The sequence below is a fragment of the Martinezella lusitana genome, from assembly GCF_900094565.1.
Lineage (GTDB): Bacteria > Pseudomonadota > Alphaproteobacteria > Rhizobiales > Rhizobiaceae > Rhizobium > Rhizobium lusitanum.
The window spans coordinates 94,341-111,705 of record NZ_FMAF01000015.1 but is presented as its reverse complement, the minus strand read 5'-3'; the positions used below and the strand labels follow the sequence as shown (position 1 = coordinate 111,705).

The window sequence follows — 17,365 nt, the reverse complement described above, 5'->3', positions numbered from 1 at the left end:
GACACCTCCCTATCTGCCGTCGGAGTGGAGTTTGTTGTTGCGTTTTCCGTTGGATGGTCGCTAAAGATTTTGCCATATCTGCGAGCTTTACGGCCGACAAGCAACCCCGGCTTCGTCGAATTCGAAAATCGAAAGCAATTCAATGACCCGACAACTTTCTCTCCCGCGCGAGCGGATTTCCGTCCTTCTGCTTGAGGGCATCAGCCAGAGCGCCGTGGACTATTTTACGTCATCCGGCTACGTCAATGTGACGCATTTGCCGAAGGCCTTGGATGACAAGGATCTCAAGAGCCATATAGCCGAGGCGCACATTATCGGCATTCGTTCGCGCACCCAGCTGACGGAGGAGATTTTCAGCTCCGCAAAAAAACTTATTGCCGTCGGTTGTTTTTCCGTGGGGACAAATCAAGTCGACCTGGATGCGGCCCGCCGACGCGGCATCCCAGTTTTCAACGCTCCCTATTCGAACACCCGCTCGGTTGCCGAGCTTGTGATCGGTGAGATCATAATGCTGACGCGGCGGATTTTCCCGCGTTCTGCTTCTGCGCATGAGGGCGGATGGGACAAATCTGCTGTCGGCAGTCGTGAGGTGCGTGGAAAAACGCTTGGTATCGTGGGCTATGGCAACATCGGTTCGCAGCTTAGCGTTCTTGCGGAAAGCATGGGCATGAACGTGCGCTATTTCGATCCTTCAGACAAGCTTCGCCACGGCAATTCAGAATCGATGGCCACCCTCGGCGAGCTTCTCGAAATCTCGGATTTCGTGACGATGCATGTTCCCGAAACCAGTTCGACGCAAAACATGATAACAGAGACCGAACTGCGCAGAATGAAAAAGGGAGCACTTTTCATCAATAACTCCCGCGGGACCGTAGTGGATCTCGAAGCGCTTGCGAAGGTTTTGAAAGAAGGACATCTCGCGGGGGCAGCCGTGGACGTATTCCCTAAGGAGCCGGCATCAAACAACGAGCGTTTCGAAACGCCGCTCCAGGGTTTGGACAATGTCATACTGACGCCGCATATTGGCGGCTCGACCGAAGAAGCCCAGGAGCGCATCGGAGGAGAGGTCTCCAGGAAGCTTGTGGAATATTCCGACGTCGGCTCGACGCTGGGCGCCGTCAATTTTCCCCAGGTTCAATTGCCGCCACGTCCAAACGGCACGCGTTTCATCCATGTTCATGAAAATCGCCCTGGCATGCTAAACAGTCTGAATGCGATTTTTTCGTCCCGCGCACTTAATATCGTCGGTGAGTTCCTGCAGACGCACGGCGACACCGGCTACGTGGTCATCGAAGCCGAGGGCGTCGGCCAGACAGCCGATGACATACTTGATGCGCTTCGCCAGATCCCGGGAACGATACGAACTCGATTGCTCTACTGACGCCGTCCGCAAATCTTCGTTTTCGATCGCCGCTGCCACAATTATGCCTGTCGCTTCCGAAATTGTCGGCGGCACGCATACCCCGCCGACGCGGGGCGCAGTCCCGTGCGTTGTTCGGTAAGTTGGTTGTGACATGAAGACTTCAAGATTGATCCTTTTGCCCGCTCTGGCTGTGCTGATGACAAGCGTCTCCGTGCATGCCCAGGAATGGCGGTATTTGCCGGATTATGGCGATGACCTGGATGGCGGCTATGCTACTCCGCACTATGGGCGGGAGGCGCCGCCGCGCTATCGCGATGATCGTCGTTTCGACGATGACTATTACTATCGGGGTGACCCCTATGGCTATTATGACGACGAAAACGGCGATTTCCCGTCGCAACCCCGTCCACAACGGCGGGCTTCGATCGATCGGGGCGCGATCTCTCCCCAACTCAATTCTGGCGTCAAAGATGACAGGCGGGCGAGCCTGGCGCGGTCACCCATCCCGCGCACGGTTGTCCCCTTTTCCGGCTACGATCCTGGCACGATCGTGATCTCCACAAAGGAAAAGCGCCTCTATCTCGTGCTCAACGACGGAACTGCCCTCAAATACGGCATCGGTGTCGGCAAGCAGGGCTTCGCCTGGAAGGGCACGGAGACGATCAGCCGCAAAGCAGAGTGGCCGACCTGGACGCCGCCCAAGGAAATGATCGCTCGCCGGCCGGAATTGCCTGACTACATGGATGGCGGTCTCAATAATCCCCTTGGAGCGAGAGCGCTCTATCTTGGTTCCACCCTCTACCGCATCCATGGCACCAACGAGCCCAACTCGATCGGCAAGGCGGTATCCTCTGGCTGCATCCGCATGGCAAATCCGGATGTGATGGATCTCTATGGCCGGGTCGCCGTGGGCACAAAGGTCGTCGTGCTTTGATTGCACCCCAGCACTGGTGGGGTCTGCCGAGATCTGGCCATATGCCGTTTTCTCCTTGAATGGGCCAGATCAAGCGCTGTTCCAAGCCGGCTTAAATCACAGCGCATGTCAGTACCCCCAGGGAACACGACCTTTATGGCGCTCCGGTCATAAATTCCGCTGATATGCTACCGCACTTGCGCTAGGTCGTTGCCCGGCCCAGTTTTCCGCCGTATCGATCAATGGGGGCAAAAGGATCAATCTTGAAGGCACGTTGTAAGCGAGCGGGTCTGGATCCGGAGGTTTTTTTCCACGGGTTTCGATCCAGCGATCTGATCGAGGCGGCGCATCGTGGCGTTCCCCTGCAGGAGCCATGCAACAATCCCTGTATAAATCTGTGACCCAGGGCGGCAAGCTACTACAACAATGGCGAGCAGAAGAACAGGCGCGGGGCGCCTCGTTACTTTGGAGTGGAGCGTTCAGCCGCAGGCTGAACTAGTTGGTCAGCGCATAGCCACGCGTACGAACAGTACGAATGAGATCCGGCCCCAACGTTCGAAGTGCCTTGCGAATGAGACCTATATGAATATCCACCGTCCGTGGCTCAACATCAGCATCCGCTGGCCACGCTGCATCAATCAGCGTCTCACGGCTTTGAACAGCTTCAGGATTTTGCAAGAGATGGCGTAGCAGGCGGAACTGCAAGGCGGTCAATGGGACATCGTGACCACTTCTATGCACCTTGGCGGTAGCTGAATTCATTTCGAGGTCGGCGTAGCGAAGCACATTGGCCTCTGCCGCGACGCCGCTTTTTTCGATCAGAGCATCTGACCTGAGGCAGCGAAGAAATGCGATGAGACGAACCGGATCAAAGGGGCGCGTTAAAACAAGATCGGCACCATCCTTTTCGAACAATGGATCCCTTAATTTGTCGAATTCATTGCAAAGGAGAGCAATTGCGATTTCAGGCCGTGCGACCTTGAGAGATCGCAAGCCCCCAGGGCCCATTTCAGAGGACGCGCCATACATGATGACGACTCGCACGCTATCGTCACGCAGTGCGCGCACCGTTTCGTCCAAAGTGCGCACAAGTGCGACAGGAAACCCGTCAATGGCGAGAAGATGTTGCAGAAGCAGAAACATTTGCACATCGTGCGAATGGACAAGAATTCGAAAATCCATATCTCCTCCTCCGGCTTGTATTATAGCGGAGCAAACTCACCGCCATTCACATCCAGCACGGCACCATTGATGAACCCCGCCTCTTCCGAGACGAGAAAGCAGATGGCGGCCGCAACATCCTCCGGTGTCCCGATCCGTCCGAGTGGAATGCGAGCAAGCGCAGCCCTGTTGGTCTCACCGTCTGGTGCCCCTGCCATTTGCGTCGCAATCCTGCCGGGAGCGACAAGATTGATGGTAATGCGGTGACCGGCAGAGGCAGCCACTAGCGAGCGAGCCAACCCGGCAAGCGCTGACTTCGACGCGGCGTAAGCTGCACCCGATATCTGTGGAATCGTGCGGCCAGCAATCGAACTGATGAACACGATGCGCCCGAAATCACGGTCGATCATGTGCGGTAGGACGGCCTGGCAACACCGCATTGCGCCAGTCAGGTTGACCGCGAGAACCGAGTGCCACTCGTTGGTGGTGATCTGTAGGAATGGTGTTGCACCGTTTTCGCCCTTTGGGGATATACCCGCGTTGCTTATGAGGATATCCGCCGTGGTCCACTCGCGCTCCAGCGCATGGAAGAACCGTTGTATCTGTATCGGCTTGGCCAAGTTCACCGTCCGAGCAAAGACATTCTCAGCGCCGAACCGCGCCGAAAGCATTTGCTCTGCGGCTGCGACATGGTCCCGGCGCTGCCCGAAAATAGCCACTTTGTAGCCATGCGCGAGCAGGCTTGCAGCGGTTGCCAAGCCGATTCCCGAGCTGCCGCCGGTCACGACAGCAAGCTTTTGCCGAGAAGCCGAGGTCATGCTGCACGATCCATCTCAGCGAACAGTGACAGGGGTGGATGTGCCTCTGGATCCGTCATCACTTCGATGAGCAGCGGTTCGTTTCCTTCGATGCCACGTTTCAGAGCTGCTGCGATTGCTGCGGGATCGTTAATGCGGATCGAAGGGCATCCGCAGGCTTTCGCAAGCGCGGCGTGATCGACTTCGGCGAAATGGCACGCGGAGGTATATTGGCCGAACTTCACAGTCTCGGCATCGCGCTGAAAACCCAGAATGCCATTGTTGAGCACGATGATGGTCACCGGCAAACGCATCCGCATCATCGTTTCGAGCTCGGCCCAGCTATGGGCAAAACCGCCGTCGCCGACGACCGCGACCACTGGACGCTGCGGCTCGGCAGCCTTAGCGCCGAGCGCAAGCGGAAAACCCCATCCAAGTCCGGCTAGGCCTCGCGGTGTGATGAAACGCATGCCCGCCCGTGGCGCCCTCAGCTGCCCAAGAATCCACATGGAGGAATAGCTGGCGTCCGCGACGATTGCGATATCGCGCTGCAGCCAGGGCTGCAACTCAGCCATGACCCGCTCCGGACGAATGGGAGAATCGACCGAGGCATACTGGGTATGGCGCGCTTCATCGAAATGTCGCCAGAATGAAGCAATCCGCTCTTCGAGAGGCGCGCGCAAGTTTCGTCTGAGCGCGAGGTCGCAGCTTTCAAGCGACCGGCGCAACGCCGCCAATGTTTCCCTCGCGTCGCCGACAAGTCGGAGAGCCTCATAATTTCGGCCCACCTCCGTTGGATCTATATCGATATGGATCACACTTGCCTTGGCCGGTATCTGTCGCCAATTGTCAGTGCCGTTCTGATTGGTGCGCGTCCCGACAAGGACGACCAGATCCGCTTCTGACATAAGCTCATGGCTGTAGAAGCCAAGGGATCGCGGGCCGACCAGAGAGCCCAGGACACCGGCAGACAGTGGATGGAATTCGCTGACAGCGCCCTTCCCCATATTGGTCGTGAAGACAGGCAGGCCTGCCTCATCCTGCAAACGTGCCAGTTCTTCAGCTGCCCCAGCACAGTGGATACCGCCGCCGGCAAGAACGACGGGCGATCGGGCATTGGCGATCCGTTCGGCGGCTGTTTGCAGATCGTGATCCGATGGTCGGGTTCGATCAAGCGGCCATCGTCCGAGATTGCTGATGCGGGGTGCTCCGGCGACGGGCGTGGGCGAACGTAAGAGGTCAGCCGGCAACAGCAATGCTACTGGGCCGGGGCGACCGGAGGTGGCGGCAGTGAATGCCGCATCGACGTAGTCGTCGACCCGTTCAGCAACTGTGACGCGCCGGACCCATTTGGTGCAGGATTGGAACAGGGCTATCTGATCAAAATCCTGGAAAGCGTTCCTGTCCGTCTGGTCACGCTCAACATCCTGGACCATTGCTACAACCGGAATGCTCGCCTTCAGGCACTCGGCAAATGGCGGCACAAGCAGGGTCGCGGCCGGGCCATTCTGGGCGGCAACAACCCCGACTTTTCCGGAGCTACGGGCATAGCCATCCGCCATGGCTCCCCCCATGTTTTCCTGCCGATAGGCAATCTGGCGAATGCCGCGCGCCTCGGCGGCAAGGATGAGCGCGGACGGCAGGCTCTGGGCGAAAATCATTTCAACACCATGACGTCCGAGCGCTTCTGCGATCCGATCGGCGACCGTACCCATCATTGAGGTTTCTTTCATTACCGTCCCTCCCAATCCGTTCTGCTGTTCTTTTCCAGAAAGTCATCAAATGCTGCGACAATGCTTTCGACATCGGCGTCAGACATCGGTGTCGACAGGCATGCCGCGGCGCCGAAGGGCAGCAAAATCCCGCATGCCAGGAAATGTCGCGAGAGCGCCCGCATGACGTCATTCTCCTCCGATGTCATGGTCGCCATATGGAAACTCGTCGGCGCGATCCTCCTCGGATGGATGCGAAACAAAGACGCCGCTCCGGAAACTGAAAACGGGGCGCTCCGTTTCAGGACTACATCCGCCAACCCCTTGCGCAAACCATCCCCCAATCGCTCTAGACGGTCGAAGGCTTCGAGCGTCATGGCCTCCATTGCAGCCTTTCCGGCAACCATGGACACGGTATTCGCCGAAAACGTACCGCCTTGTGAAAGGAGCGGCGCCTCATCGTCACTACCGAACACAGCCATGACGTCCGTGCGGCCACCAATGGCGCCCACTGGAAAGCCGCCCCCGATGATCTTGCCGACTGTGATCAGATCCGGTTCAAGACCATAGCGGGCCGAAGCACCGGCAAAACCCTGCCTTAGATTGAGAACTTCATCGGCAATGACAAGAATGCCGTATTTGCGGGCGACGGCGGATACTGTAGCGATGAAGTCGGGCGCCGGATGCAGCAGGCCTGCCCTGCTCGGCATCGGATCGATGAGAATGGCAGCGACGTCGTTTGCTCTCGGCGCGATTGAATGCTCTATACCGGCAACATCGTTAAAATTCAGAACAAGGACATTGTCGGCGATCGATTGCGGCGCGCCGGGATAACCGAGCTTAGGCAAATTTCTCCCGGAAGCGTCGTCTACGATCACGCCACCCTGACCGGCCTCGGCCCAGTCATAGGCGCCATGATAGGAACCCGCAAAGCGGACAATTGCTGATCGTCGGGTGAAGGCCCGCGCAGCCTTGATGGCAAACATGACGGCTTCGGTACCACTATTGACGAAACGCACCTGTTCCATCGCCGGTAGGCGCGAGACCAGTAGTTCGCCTAGCGCGATCTCATATTCCGTGGGATTGGCGAAACATGTGCCCATTTTCAAGACTTTTTCGACGGCCTCCATGACGGGCGCGAAACCGTGGCCATGGATCAATGTCGTAAAGTTGTTGTTGAGGTCGAGCAGACGGTTGCCGTCCGCATCCCAGACATAGGCTCCCTCGCCTTTGGCGACGTAGATCGGGATGGGATCCCTCTCGATCGTGGAGCGTGTAACACCAGCCGGAAAAACGCCTTTTCCCCGGCGAAAGAGATGAGCTGATCGGGCTCGAATAGCCGACCAGCCTCGTCCCTGAGCTTTGTCCGTAAACATGATAGGAGGCTTTCTGTTGCAAGTTCAGACGCGTGTCTTTGCACCGCCTTTATATTTTTGTTGCAACAAAATTACTCGCCGTCAAGTCAATGCATCAAAATTTTGGCATCAGGAGCGCAAATTTCTCCTCGCCGCGCGCCGCAGGCTGCGATAGCCATCGCGGATATCGCTCTCAAAGGCGGCCCTCAAAGCAGCGCCATCACGCTCAGCGAGTGCCTCCATTGCCATCTCATGATTGCGCACGCCGTACTTCTCTTCAGCAAACTCCGGATAGAGGTTGTAGAGCGACGGACCGATGCGCAGCCAGAGCCCTTCGATCATTGAGACTAGATAAGGAAGGTCTGCCATGCGATAGACCGAGAAATGAAATTCCTTGTTGTGCCGAAGCGCTGCCGTGTAGTCACCCACCTCCAGAGCCGAATTGATTTCATCCTGAATTTGTCGTAATTTATCAATATCTTGACTATTCCCATGCAAAGCTGCCCGCTCGGCCGCAAGACCCTCCAGAGCAAGTCTGATCGAGGTTATCTCCTTTAAATCCGACTCCCTAAGAACAGGAACAATCACCGTCTTGGGACCGGCGTAAACCAGTGCGCCGTCACCGATCAGGCGATTGATGGCATCGCGAGCAGGCGTCGAACTGATCCCCAGCTCCTCAGCAACGGCGCGTACCGTCATCTTGTAGCCGGGCTCATAGACACCTCGGATCAAGCGCTCCTTCATTTCCCGATATGCGGTATCCCCCAACCCGCTAGCCTGCCTATCCAAACCCGCACCTTCTCCCAGTTCTAATATCATTTTCCGTTCCCGCTGTTGACAGGCCAATATTTTGATGCAACAAAAAGATTATGTGAAGTTTTCGCAAAGCGATTGTCACATCAAAATAGCTTTAGCAGCCCGCTTTGTGACTGTCACCGGGTTGCTGGTTCAATGAATTCTGCATCCAAGCGATCTGCAGGGCTGCCAAAAAGAGGCTAGCACCGTTCGCGGATGGCTAAGGCAGCGCGAAAAAAATGGGGAATTCTCACTCAACAGAAGGAGGGTAATGATTTGATTGGCCGAAGATTGATCCTTTCGGAACTCCAAAAACGCTATGCAGACATCTGGGCTGTCAGATGCACAAATCTGGAGATCGAACCGGGCGAGTTCGTCTCGATCGTCGGTCCGTCTGGATCCGGCAAGACATCGCTGCTGACAATGATTGCCGGCTTCGAGATGCCGACCGCGGGGACGATCCGCATTGGCGACAAAGACGTCACGCCTCTGCCACCCAACCGTCGTGATATCGGCATGGTCTTTCAGAAATATGCGTTGTTTCCGCATCTGACGGTAGGACAGAACATTGCGTTTCCGCTGAAGATGCGCCGCGCGCTTTCGGGAGCGCCGCTTAAATCGCGACTGGAGGAGATACTTCAACTCGTTCAACTGTCCGAATACCGGGATCGCTATCCGAACCAACTATCAGGCGGGCAACAGCAGCGGGTTGCAGTTGCCCGAGCGCTGGTCTTCGATCCGCCGGTCATTCTCATGGACGAGCCGCTTGGCGCACTCGACAAGAAGCTGCGCGAGGCGATGCAATTCGAGCTCAAACGCATACAGCAGCGACTCGGCGCGACCGTTGTCTATGTCACACACGATCAGGATGAAGCTCTGGCGATGTCCGATCGAGTTGCGGTCATGCGGCAAGGCGAATTGCAGCAGATAGGAACGCCTACCGAGCTTTACGGCAAACCCGCCAACGCCTTCGTCGCTGACTTCATAGGCGTGATGAACTTCGTGCCCGGTACTTATGTCGGGACCGAGAGCGGCAAACATGTATTTCAGGTAGCGGAAGACGTCCTGTTGAGGGCTCCAACCGTTTCGGATGGCAGTGCCATCCATTTGGTAAAGGGTTCGCCGCTTCATCTTGCCATCAGGCCCGAACATATAAGTCTGGCACCATCAGGTCAAAATCGCGACAGTACGGGTGCCGGAATCGTAGAGGCATCTGTCTTCTTCGGCTCGACCAACATCCTGCTTGTCCGCCTCACAAGATTGCCCAGCGTTGTCCTGCGGGTGGAGTTGCCCGCCGGACAAGCGACGGCCTTCGAACAAGGAAGCAGTGTCAATCTCCTGATCGATGAAGCGAGGGTGCAAACCTTCCCGATCAAGGAAGGATTTGCCGCATGACCTTGCCAGCTTCCCCTTCGACCGCGACAAACCAGTTACGGCCGGCCACGTGGATGCGGCCCGGTTCTGCACGACACTATGCAGCCATCTCTTCCTGGCTACTTGTCTTGCCGCTTCTGGCGATCTATGCGATCGGCTTCCTTTATCCTTTGACCAAGTTAATCACCCTCAGCTTTATCGGAGGCCTATTCGCCAATTACGGGCGCCTTCTGGATGATCCTCTCTACGCGGCCGTTCTTGCGAATACCGTGGGAATCGCCACTGCTGTCACCGTTAGTTGCGTTTTCATAGGCTACCCCGTCGCCCTTGCCATGGCCCGCCTCAAAGGGAGGCTGGCCTTGGTCATTGCGGCATGCGTCTTCATTCCGTTATGGACCTCGGTTCTCATCCGCTCATATGCCTGGATCGTGCTGCTTCAGCGTCACGGCATCGTCAATTCATTACTCGTCGCGACAAACCTGACGGATGGACCGCTCAAGCTTCTCTACACGCAAGGTGCCGTCGTGCTGGCGATGACGCATGTGCTCCTGCCCTTCGTCATTGTCCCAATCTTTTCCACCTTGCAAATGCTCCCACAGGACTATGCCCGAGCGGCACGCAATCTTGGAGCCGGGGCGATCCGGACCTTCCTCTTCGTGACCTTGCCGCTCAGCCTCCCAGGTGTCTTTGCCGGCGCAACCATGTGTTTCGTTCTTGCGCTGGGCTTTTACATCACGCCGGCTCTGGTCGGAGGCCCGGGTTCGATGCTGATGGCGAACCTAATCGGCCAGCAGACCACTGTTCTACTCGACTGGCCATTTGCCGCCGCCTTGTCGACGGTTCTTCTCGCCATGACGATCGTCTTCATCGTCGTATTTCGCAAGGCGCTTTCCTTCAGCAAAGGATTCAGCAGTGTTCATTGATCAATCTTCCACCTTGCCACCACTTTTCGCTGCGACCGGCAGGCTCAGGCTCGCGGCTTTGCATCCCCTTGGCAGGGCAGCAGCGCTCATCGGTGCTGGCGTGCTCGTCGGAAGCATCCTGTTCTTTCTAATTCTGCCGACGCTGCTCATCATCCCGATGTCGCTGAGCCAAACCGATTACATTCAGTTCCCGCCGCAGGGACTGACCTGGCACTGGTATCAGGTCTATTTCAGTGATCCGGACTGGATGGCGGCGACATGGTTTAGTATCAAGATCGCAATTGCGACAACTGCAAGCGCCACCATCATAGGAACCATGGCGTCGCTTGCCATCGTCCGGGGGGATCTTCCCTTCAAAAACGCGCTTCAGGTCCTGTCGGTTGGGCCAATGATCGTTCCGCATGTCGTCTTCGGCGTTGCCCTATATCTGGTCTTCTCACCGTTGCAGCTTACTGGAAGCTTTATCGGTTTTCTGATCGCACATACCGTGCTTGCCATCCCCTATGTCGTTATTACGGTTACGGCATCGCTCCAGCGCCTCGATCCGACGTTGGAGCTTGCGGGGTTGAGCTGTGGCGCAAACCGGCTGCAGACATTCTTTCGAGTTGTGCTGCCCAATATTGCGCCCGGCATCGCATCTGCCTCCGTCTTCGCCTTCCTTGCATCATTCGACGAGGCGACTGTCGCCTTTTTCATCTCGGACACCGGCGGAAAATCAATCGGGCGTAAGATGTTCGAAGACATCGATTTCAATCTGACGCCGGTGATTGCCGCTGCGTCTGCGGTTTTCGTCGCCGTCTCCTTGCTTCTGATGGGAACGACACACCTGCTGACCGCCCGCAAAGCCGGTCAATGACGCCGAAGCCAACAAATTCAAAACACACACAAAGAGAACATTCCATGTCATCTGAAAGCTGCCCGACACGTAAATTCCAACTCCGGCGATTGGCCTATGCTGCTGCCGGCCTCCTGGGGCTACTTGCTCCTCCACAATCGGCGACAGCTGCAGGACAAGTCATCATCGCCTCAACCGGTGGGGCGTATGACCGGGCCCTTAAGGAGGCGTGGTTCGACCCATTCACCAAGGCCACAGGCATCGAGGTTGTGACGGTTGTCGCCACCAATGCTGAAATGCGCGCCAAAGCCAGTGCAATGGTAAAGACAGGCAACGTCACCTGGGATCTATACCTTGACGGCGAGATACAGGCAGCCTCAAAAGCACATCGTGAGGTCACGGAGGATCTCACCGAGTTCTGCCGCCAATTTATCGACCGCAAGGATCTTGGACCTCACGCCTGTGTGGCCGGCGGCGCTCTTCTTCAGTCGACGGCCACTCTGCTGGCCTATCGGGTTGGCAAGGTCGGCGATCCCCTGCCGGAGACATGGGCGGATATGTGGGATACGAAGAAATTTCCGGGTGGGCGTGCGTTTCCCAACTTTGACGATCCCTGGCGGGTGATGGCAGCTGCCCTTCTGTCCGATGGCGTACCGCGAGACAAGTTGTTTCCTCTCGATGTCGATCGTGCGTTGAAGAGGCTTGATCAAATCCGCCCAGCTGTCTCGATCTGGTGGAAGACTGGCGATCAGAGCGTGCAGGGTTTCCGCAATGGCGATTATTCACTCGGCCAGATCTGGTTAACGCGAGCAAAGGCGATGCAAACTGAGGGTCTGCCCATTGGCTGGTCCTATAAGGCATCCTTTCTGGTTGGCGATCGCATCGCACTGATCAAAGGTGCGCCCCATCACGACAATGCACTGAAACTGATTGCCTTCTGGCTAAACTCTCCCGAAGCTCAGGCACAGGCCTGCACTATTCTGTCCTGCACTCCTCCCAGCATCGAGGCGGCTGCACTGATCCCTGAGGAGGTTAGAAAGACCATGCCAAGCGCTGAGGATGTTCGCGATTACATTGTCGTGCCGGATGCGGACTGGATCAACGCCAACAATGCAATGTTGCTTCAACGCTGGAACAATTGGATTCGCTAGTGAGTGGATTCGATTCACCGTCCCTGCATGGCCTACGACGTGACTTCGACGATCGGCGAGAACAGATATTCGAGGATCCCTCGTCTACCGGTCTTGATCTCTGCCGTCGCGGCCATGCCGGGAGACAGCGTTACCGAATTGCCGTCAACGTTCATGACGCTGCTGTCGAGCTTGATGGTAACGGGGAAGACGAGGTTCTGAACCCGCTGCACATTCGCCGTTGGCACGGTTGCCTGTGGCAGCTTGGTCGGATCGCCCGCGAGCTGGTTGGCATCCGGCTCCGGAATGGCGTCGGTGGCGACAGCCGTCACGCGACCATGGATCACGCCATAGCGCGTGAACGGGAACGCCTCGATCTTGACCACGGCCGGTTGCCCGACCGACACGAAGCCGATGTCGCTGTTCGGAATATAGGCTTGTTGATCGAGGCCGACCGGATGGTGCCATCGATCGGAGTGCTGATCGTCCCAGTTCGTCGGCTTGCCGTGAGCATCTCCCGCCTTCTGAACATTGTCAGCGACAGAGGTACTAACCGTCTTCCCTCCATCGCTCGTGGTGACCGCCAGTGACGCCTTTGGCTCTTCGAGCTGGCCGGTCTCCGCGGCGAGCGTCTCCTCCTTCTGGTCCGTCTCAACAGCGGCGATCATACCGGCCTTTGAACCGGCGTCTTGATCAACCAGCGTCGAGCGGATAACCGAGCATTGATCAAAATGGGCGGCGTTGGCAGTCCAAGTCCTATATGCGCTCAAAACAGTGGGCGAGGCTGGCTTTTAGATCCCCATCGAAGACTCCACTTTGCTCGTGGTTATCGGTTGGCACCATGAGTATTCTTTCCTCGGACTCGATGTTAAGGCATGGTTACCCGTTGCCCCAGGTCTATCTTTCCATGGTCCGCGTTTGACCCGCAACCCGCGCCTTGCGCTCTGAAATAATCCTCTGGTTTTCATCGAGACGAGCGATCTGTTGTAGGATTTTAAAGTTATCTCGCACTGCGGCGAATGTCTTTCGTATTTCAGGAGGCACTAGGCTGACTAGATCGTTGTCGTTGCGCAAGACGGCGCCGCGTCCGAAGCGAGCATCAAGCGCAGTGCTAACCGTGGCAAATTCATCCCGGATTTTCGGATCGAGCCCGGCGATCATCTCCTCCGATAACTGTCTGTTCTGCTTCACCATTGCCATAATTCGCGTCAGTTCGCGTTGGGCTACTTGCGACAGGCTTGGAATGGCGATGCCCATGCGCCGACGCTGGTTTTCGACGGCTTGACGCTCCGTCTCGAACGAGGACGCATAGGTCGAAGCCAATGAGGAGAGGCGCGTCGCGGCGTTTGCAACGGCCTCGCTCGCCTGCCTGCGCTCGCGCCCGGCAGCCAGCAACCGATCCAACATCCTGCCCGAGCCACGCAACGCTCCGTAAGCGGCGGGATCGCTGTCCACGGCAGCGGCAATCCGACCGGGTGCGACACCTCTGACGACGAGATCTTCGATCATCTGCACCGCGCCTGCCGGATCACGCCATATGCGCTCCGCGGCCTGCGTCAAGGCCTTTCGCGCCTGATGATAGTGAGGTTTAGCCAGTGTCCGATCGCGCGCCTCCTCCTCGATCGACGTCCTGAACTCGGTCACCGCGGGAAGTATTGGTGGAGCGGAGGCATCAGTTGAACGCAAGGTTCGCTGCATTGCTGCGGTGGCAACGGTCGACGAATGTCCCAGCTCCCTGCGTGCTAACGCGCTGACTACACCATCCTCCGAGTCGATATCTCGCAAAACGTGCCTTGCGTCGCCATAGATTACACGCCGATCCTTCTCGATAGCGGACGATAGCGCATTGCCCGCCCGTTCCCAGAGAGCAGCAAGCTGCTCCCTCTTTTCCGCGAACCAGGCCAATTGTCTGTGGACGGCATCCTCGATGGCACCGACCTTGTCCGCCAGCCAGACGATCCCGCGCTGGCGGGCGAAATCCCTTGCATATCGCCGGTAGCCGTCTTCCGCCTCATAGTCGAGTGTCGTCGACTTGGCGCCCGAGCGCGAAAGGCGTTCGACGAGCTCGTTGAACAGTTTCGGGCGATGACTCTGCATTTCAATCCGTGACTGTCTCTCCCCAGCTGACTCTACCCGAATTGCCGTCCAGACATTGCGCTCGACCCGCCGCTCCTCGTAGCGCTTCGCGCCCGTCTCTTCGTCGATAACGGGCACTTTGACCGTGACGGGCTCCATTCCGTCTTTTCGCAACGTAACGCTATCACCAATGTTGATGTTGGCTTGCGCAAGGGCTGCCGGTAGGCTAACGCCCCACATTCGATGTCGCTTGCCGTCGTCCGTCCTGAGATCGGCATAGGGCGTCGGATCAACCTCGCTTCCCTCGCGGAACTTTGCTTGACCAGTCTCGATAAGTTCGCCGGTCACGCCGGCACTATGGGCGACGCGTGTCTTTCCGTCCCATCGCCGCCGCGGCGCGAAATCCTCTCGTGCTGCGTAGAGGTCGGCGCGATGACGATGACGGGTCATCGCCACATAGGTCAAATGGCGGTCCATCATGCCGCTCGCCAGCACGAAACTGCGCTCGACCGTCGCTCCTTGCGATTTATGGATTGTCACCGCATAGCCGTGATCGATGTTACGATAATGACGTTCGCCGAATACGACCATATGGCCATTGTCGAGGCGTACCGTGAATAGCGTAGCGCCAAACCGATCCGTCGTCGACATAACCGTGCCTAGCATGCCATTCTTGACCGGCTGCATCGTCGGCTTTGTTCGGCCAGGATCGGGTATGCGAGCATTTTCCAGGAAGATGATACGGTCGCCAGCGGCGAACTCACGCATGCCTCGTTCGGTCCGAAATGAGCGAGGATGGTTCAAAAACCCCTCCTCCTTTATCACCGAACGCAACGCCTCATTTAGGCGCTTCACGCTCTCATTCGTATGGGCAAGCACTAAGAGTTGGTCGCCCCTTAGATGAGGATCTGGATAAGCGCGGCTATCAAGAATAGCTTCCGTCTGGTCCCGAGTAGGGCTCTGTTTGCGATCAATTTTGCGGTCGTCCGGACGCTCCTTCCTTGCCTGCGACCAATCGGCGACGATCCTGTCGATCGCCTCGTCGCGGCATTGCGTCTCGATGATATGACCCTGGGCGGCGTAGGCATCGAGCGCTTGTTCCACCGCGCCTTCGGCAAATTGCCTCGATGCAGCGCGGGCCCATTGCTGTTGCTGCCGACGCACATCGGACAGTTCAGCGAAGCCGATGCGCTCGGCGACGGCGCGGAAGGCGGCCCCTGCCCCGATCGGCTGCAACTGCATGGCATCGCCGACCAGTATCACCTTGGCTCCTGCCTGCTCTCCCGCCCTTAACATCCGCGCCATCTGACGCGATGACACCATGCCGGCCTCATCGATGACGAGCACGTCGCCGGGCCCAAGCAGATCACGGCCCTTGCTCCAGGCAAGCTCCCAAGAAGCCAGTGTGCGTGACTGGATGCCGGAGCTCACCGCCAGACCTTCGGCCGCCTTGCCCGAAAGCGCTGCCCCGACCACCTGCCGACCATCACCTTCCCAAGCAAGTCGGGCAGCCTCCAACAGTGTTGACTTGCCGGCACCGGCAAGGCCGACGACGACCGCAATCCCGCTGTCTCCGGTAACATGATGTACCGCATCCACTTGCTCAGCATCCAACCGGAACAACAGATTGGGATCACGGTGTTCAAGTCGTTCGATTGCGGCACGTACCCGTTTCGCGCCAATCGCGAAGCCGCCGCTTCTTACCAATACCTCTACAGATTTTACCATCTCCCATTCGGTGCGCAACGTCTGGCGCGTTGTATAGACTGCAGGTTCTGTTGACGCGTCACTCTCCCAATATGCCTGATGCGGCTTCAAGAGCACCAGTTCATCCGACATCATCAGCTTAGCGCGGATATTTGCGAAGGCTGCGGGATCGTCGATGTAGCGGTTGAGCGCTCTGGCGATGTCGCGTTCATCGAAGGTGGAATATTGGTTGGAAAGCTGGGTCAGCAACAGCTCGGGATTCCTCAACAACCGGTCGGCCATGGCCTGCCGCCGCGCAAGTTCGGCGGGTGCGAACAACATCTGAGCGCCCTGTCGCTGCGACGCTGCCTTAGCCGGACTGAGATGGTGCCGCGCAAGTCCGCCGATCCCTTGCTCCTCATAAGAGCGGCCATCGAGACGAACATCATGGCCGGCGAGCGCCAAATGCCGGCTCGCCATTTCGGCCCAGGCGAACTTCCACTCCCTCATCGTTTCCTTGTCTCCGGCCCATCTCAGATAGACCTGCTTGCCCTTCTTCGAGGCATCCAACGCCGGCATGCGCACCGGCTGACCGTCATCGTCGATGACCGCCACCTTCTTCAACCCGAATCCATTTTCCGCCAGAGGCCGCAAGGTCATTAGCAGATGGACGTGCGGGTTCCCCGGCTTATCGTGATAAACCCAGTCGGCGACCATGCCGCGCGCTGTCACTTGATCGCGCACGAATTCGCGCATCAGAGTCACGTTCTCCTCGTGTGTGAGTTCCTCCGGCAGTGCGATGATCAACTCGCGCGCCAGCTGGGCATCCACTCTCGTCTCAAACTCTTCAACCGCATTCCAAAGGATCTCGCTGGCGCCGGCCACGGATCGGCCCTCGATCGCGTTGCTTAGCCAGGTCGGCACGTCCGCAGGAAGCGCCAATTCTTCATGCACCAGTTCCGCGGTATCGCCCCGAGAACGGTAGGCTATGCCGGTCTGTTTATCGATCATCCGGCTACGATGGCGATAGGCGGCGGCGGCAATCACGCAACGTCCAGCGCCTCGACTGATCAGTTGTGCCCTAACAAACATGATCGGCAATAGTCGTTTCTCCGTCTAGTTCAGTATGCATCCGTCAAATCGCTCCCGGAACCGCCAACGCGAGGCATTTGTTTCGCCTGACGGGTTCTATCGGATCAAAATAATCTATTTTACTAACTCTTACTAGTCAGTATAATGGCATCT

At 57.5% G+C, this 17,365-nt stretch carries 13 protein-coding genes and 1 pseudogene; 7 read left to right on the top strand and 7 right to left on the bottom strand.

The features are described 5' to 3' along the window. Positions 1-142 precede the first annotated feature (142 nt). The 3 genes and pseudogenes from serA to GA0061101_RS40305 all read left to right on the top strand — a co-directional run. On the top strand, positions 143-1,381 hold the full coding sequence (serA, locus tag GA0061101_RS24885) for a phosphoglycerate dehydrogenase (protein WP_047555709.1): 1,239 nt from the start codon (positions 143-145) through the stop codon (positions 1,379-1,381). Positions 1,382-1,787: 406 nt separating this feature from the next. After that, positions 1,788-2,297 (top strand): L,D-transpeptidase, encoded by a 510-nt coding sequence (locus GA0061101_RS24880; RefSeq protein ID WP_376774294.1) that lies wholly within the window; start codon positions 1,788-1,790, stop codon positions 2,295-2,297. 195 nt (positions 2,298-2,492) lie between these two features. Continuing rightward, positions 2,493-2,770: pseudogene (locus GA0061101_RS40305) on the top strand (site-specific integrase); the annotation flags it as partial. A 1-nt stretch (position 2,771) separates the two neighbouring features. On the opposite strand, the gene GA0061101_RS24870 reads toward GA0061101_RS40305, so the two are convergent. From GA0061101_RS24870 to GA0061101_RS24850, 5 genes are all read right to left on the bottom strand, one after another. Then, positions 2,772-3,458 carry a winged helix-turn-helix transcriptional regulator gene (locus tag GA0061101_RS24870; protein ID WP_047555707.1) on the bottom strand — a complete coding sequence of 229 codons (687 nt, stop codon included), beginning with the start codon at positions 3,456-3,458 and terminating at the stop codon, positions 2,772-2,774. Between the two features lie 20 nt (positions 3,459-3,478). Further along, positions 3,479-4,255: a 3-oxoacyl-ACP reductase FabG gene (fabG, locus tag GA0061101_RS24865; RefSeq protein WP_047555705.1), complete on the bottom strand. Its 777-nt coding sequence runs from the start codon at positions 4,253-4,255 to the stop codon at positions 3,479-3,481. After that, the gene (locus GA0061101_RS24860; protein ID WP_092575352.1) at positions 4,252-5,967 is read right to left on the bottom strand and encodes an acetolactate synthase catalytic subunit; all 1,716 of its coding nucleotides are present in this window, start codon (positions 5,965-5,967) and stop codon (positions 4,252-4,254) included. Before GA0061101_RS24860 ends, fabG begins: the two co-directional genes overlap by 4 nt. Next, positions 5,967-7,322 (bottom strand): aspartate aminotransferase family protein, encoded by a 1,356-nt coding sequence (locus GA0061101_RS24855; protein WP_092575350.1) that lies wholly within the window; start codon positions 7,320-7,322, stop codon positions 5,967-5,969. The genes GA0061101_RS24860 and GA0061101_RS24855 overlap by 1 nt, the downstream gene beginning before the upstream one ends. Before the next feature lie 108 nt (positions 7,323-7,430). Continuing rightward, positions 7,431-8,120, bottom strand: a complete 690-nt coding sequence (locus tag GA0061101_RS24850; RefSeq protein ID WP_092575347.1) for a GntR family transcriptional regulator — start codon at positions 8,118-8,120, stop codon at positions 7,431-7,433. 252 nt (positions 8,121-8,372) lie between these two features. Here GA0061101_RS24850 and GA0061101_RS24845 point away from each other — a divergent pair, with 252 nt between their 5' ends. The 4 genes from GA0061101_RS24845 to GA0061101_RS24830 are packed head-to-tail and all read left to right on the top strand — an operon-like array spanning position 8,373 to position 12,379. Continuing rightward, positions 8,373-9,491: an ABC transporter ATP-binding protein gene (locus GA0061101_RS24845; protein ID WP_092575343.1), complete on the top strand. Its 1,119-nt coding sequence runs from the start codon at positions 8,373-8,375 to the stop codon at positions 9,489-9,491. Next, positions 9,488-10,393: an ABC transporter permease gene (locus tag GA0061101_RS24840; protein WP_092575341.1), complete on the top strand. Its 906-nt coding sequence runs from the start codon at positions 9,488-9,490 to the stop codon at positions 10,391-10,393. Before GA0061101_RS24845 ends, GA0061101_RS24840 begins: the two co-directional genes overlap by 4 nt. Before the next feature lie 58 nt (positions 10,394-10,451). Then, a complete protein-coding gene (locus GA0061101_RS24835) occupies positions 10,452-11,249 on the top strand; it encodes an ABC transporter permease (RefSeq protein ID WP_047555902.1) in 798 nt (265 codons plus the stop codon). A gap of 44 nt (positions 11,250-11,293) precedes the next feature. Continuing rightward, positions 11,294-12,379, top strand: a complete 1,086-nt coding sequence (locus GA0061101_RS24830; RefSeq protein WP_092575339.1) for an extracellular solute-binding protein — start codon at positions 11,294-11,296, stop codon at positions 12,377-12,379. Between the two features lie 32 nt (positions 12,380-12,411). On the opposite strand, the gene GA0061101_RS24825 is transcribed toward GA0061101_RS24830, so the two are convergent. Both GA0061101_RS24825 and traA read right to left on the bottom strand, forming a co-directional pair. Next, positions 12,412-13,026, bottom strand: coding sequence for a beta-barrel domain-containing protein (locus GA0061101_RS24825; RefSeq protein ID WP_092575335.1), 615 nt, complete (start codon positions 13,024-13,026; stop codon positions 12,412-12,414). Positions 13,027-13,255: 229 nt separating this feature from the next. Further along, on the bottom strand, positions 13,256-17,221 hold the full coding sequence (gene traA / locus GA0061101_RS24820; RefSeq protein ID WP_092575332.1) for a Ti-type conjugative transfer relaxase TraA: 3,966 nt from the start codon (positions 17,219-17,221) through the stop codon (positions 13,256-13,258). Positions 17,222-17,365: the final 144 nt, after the last annotated feature.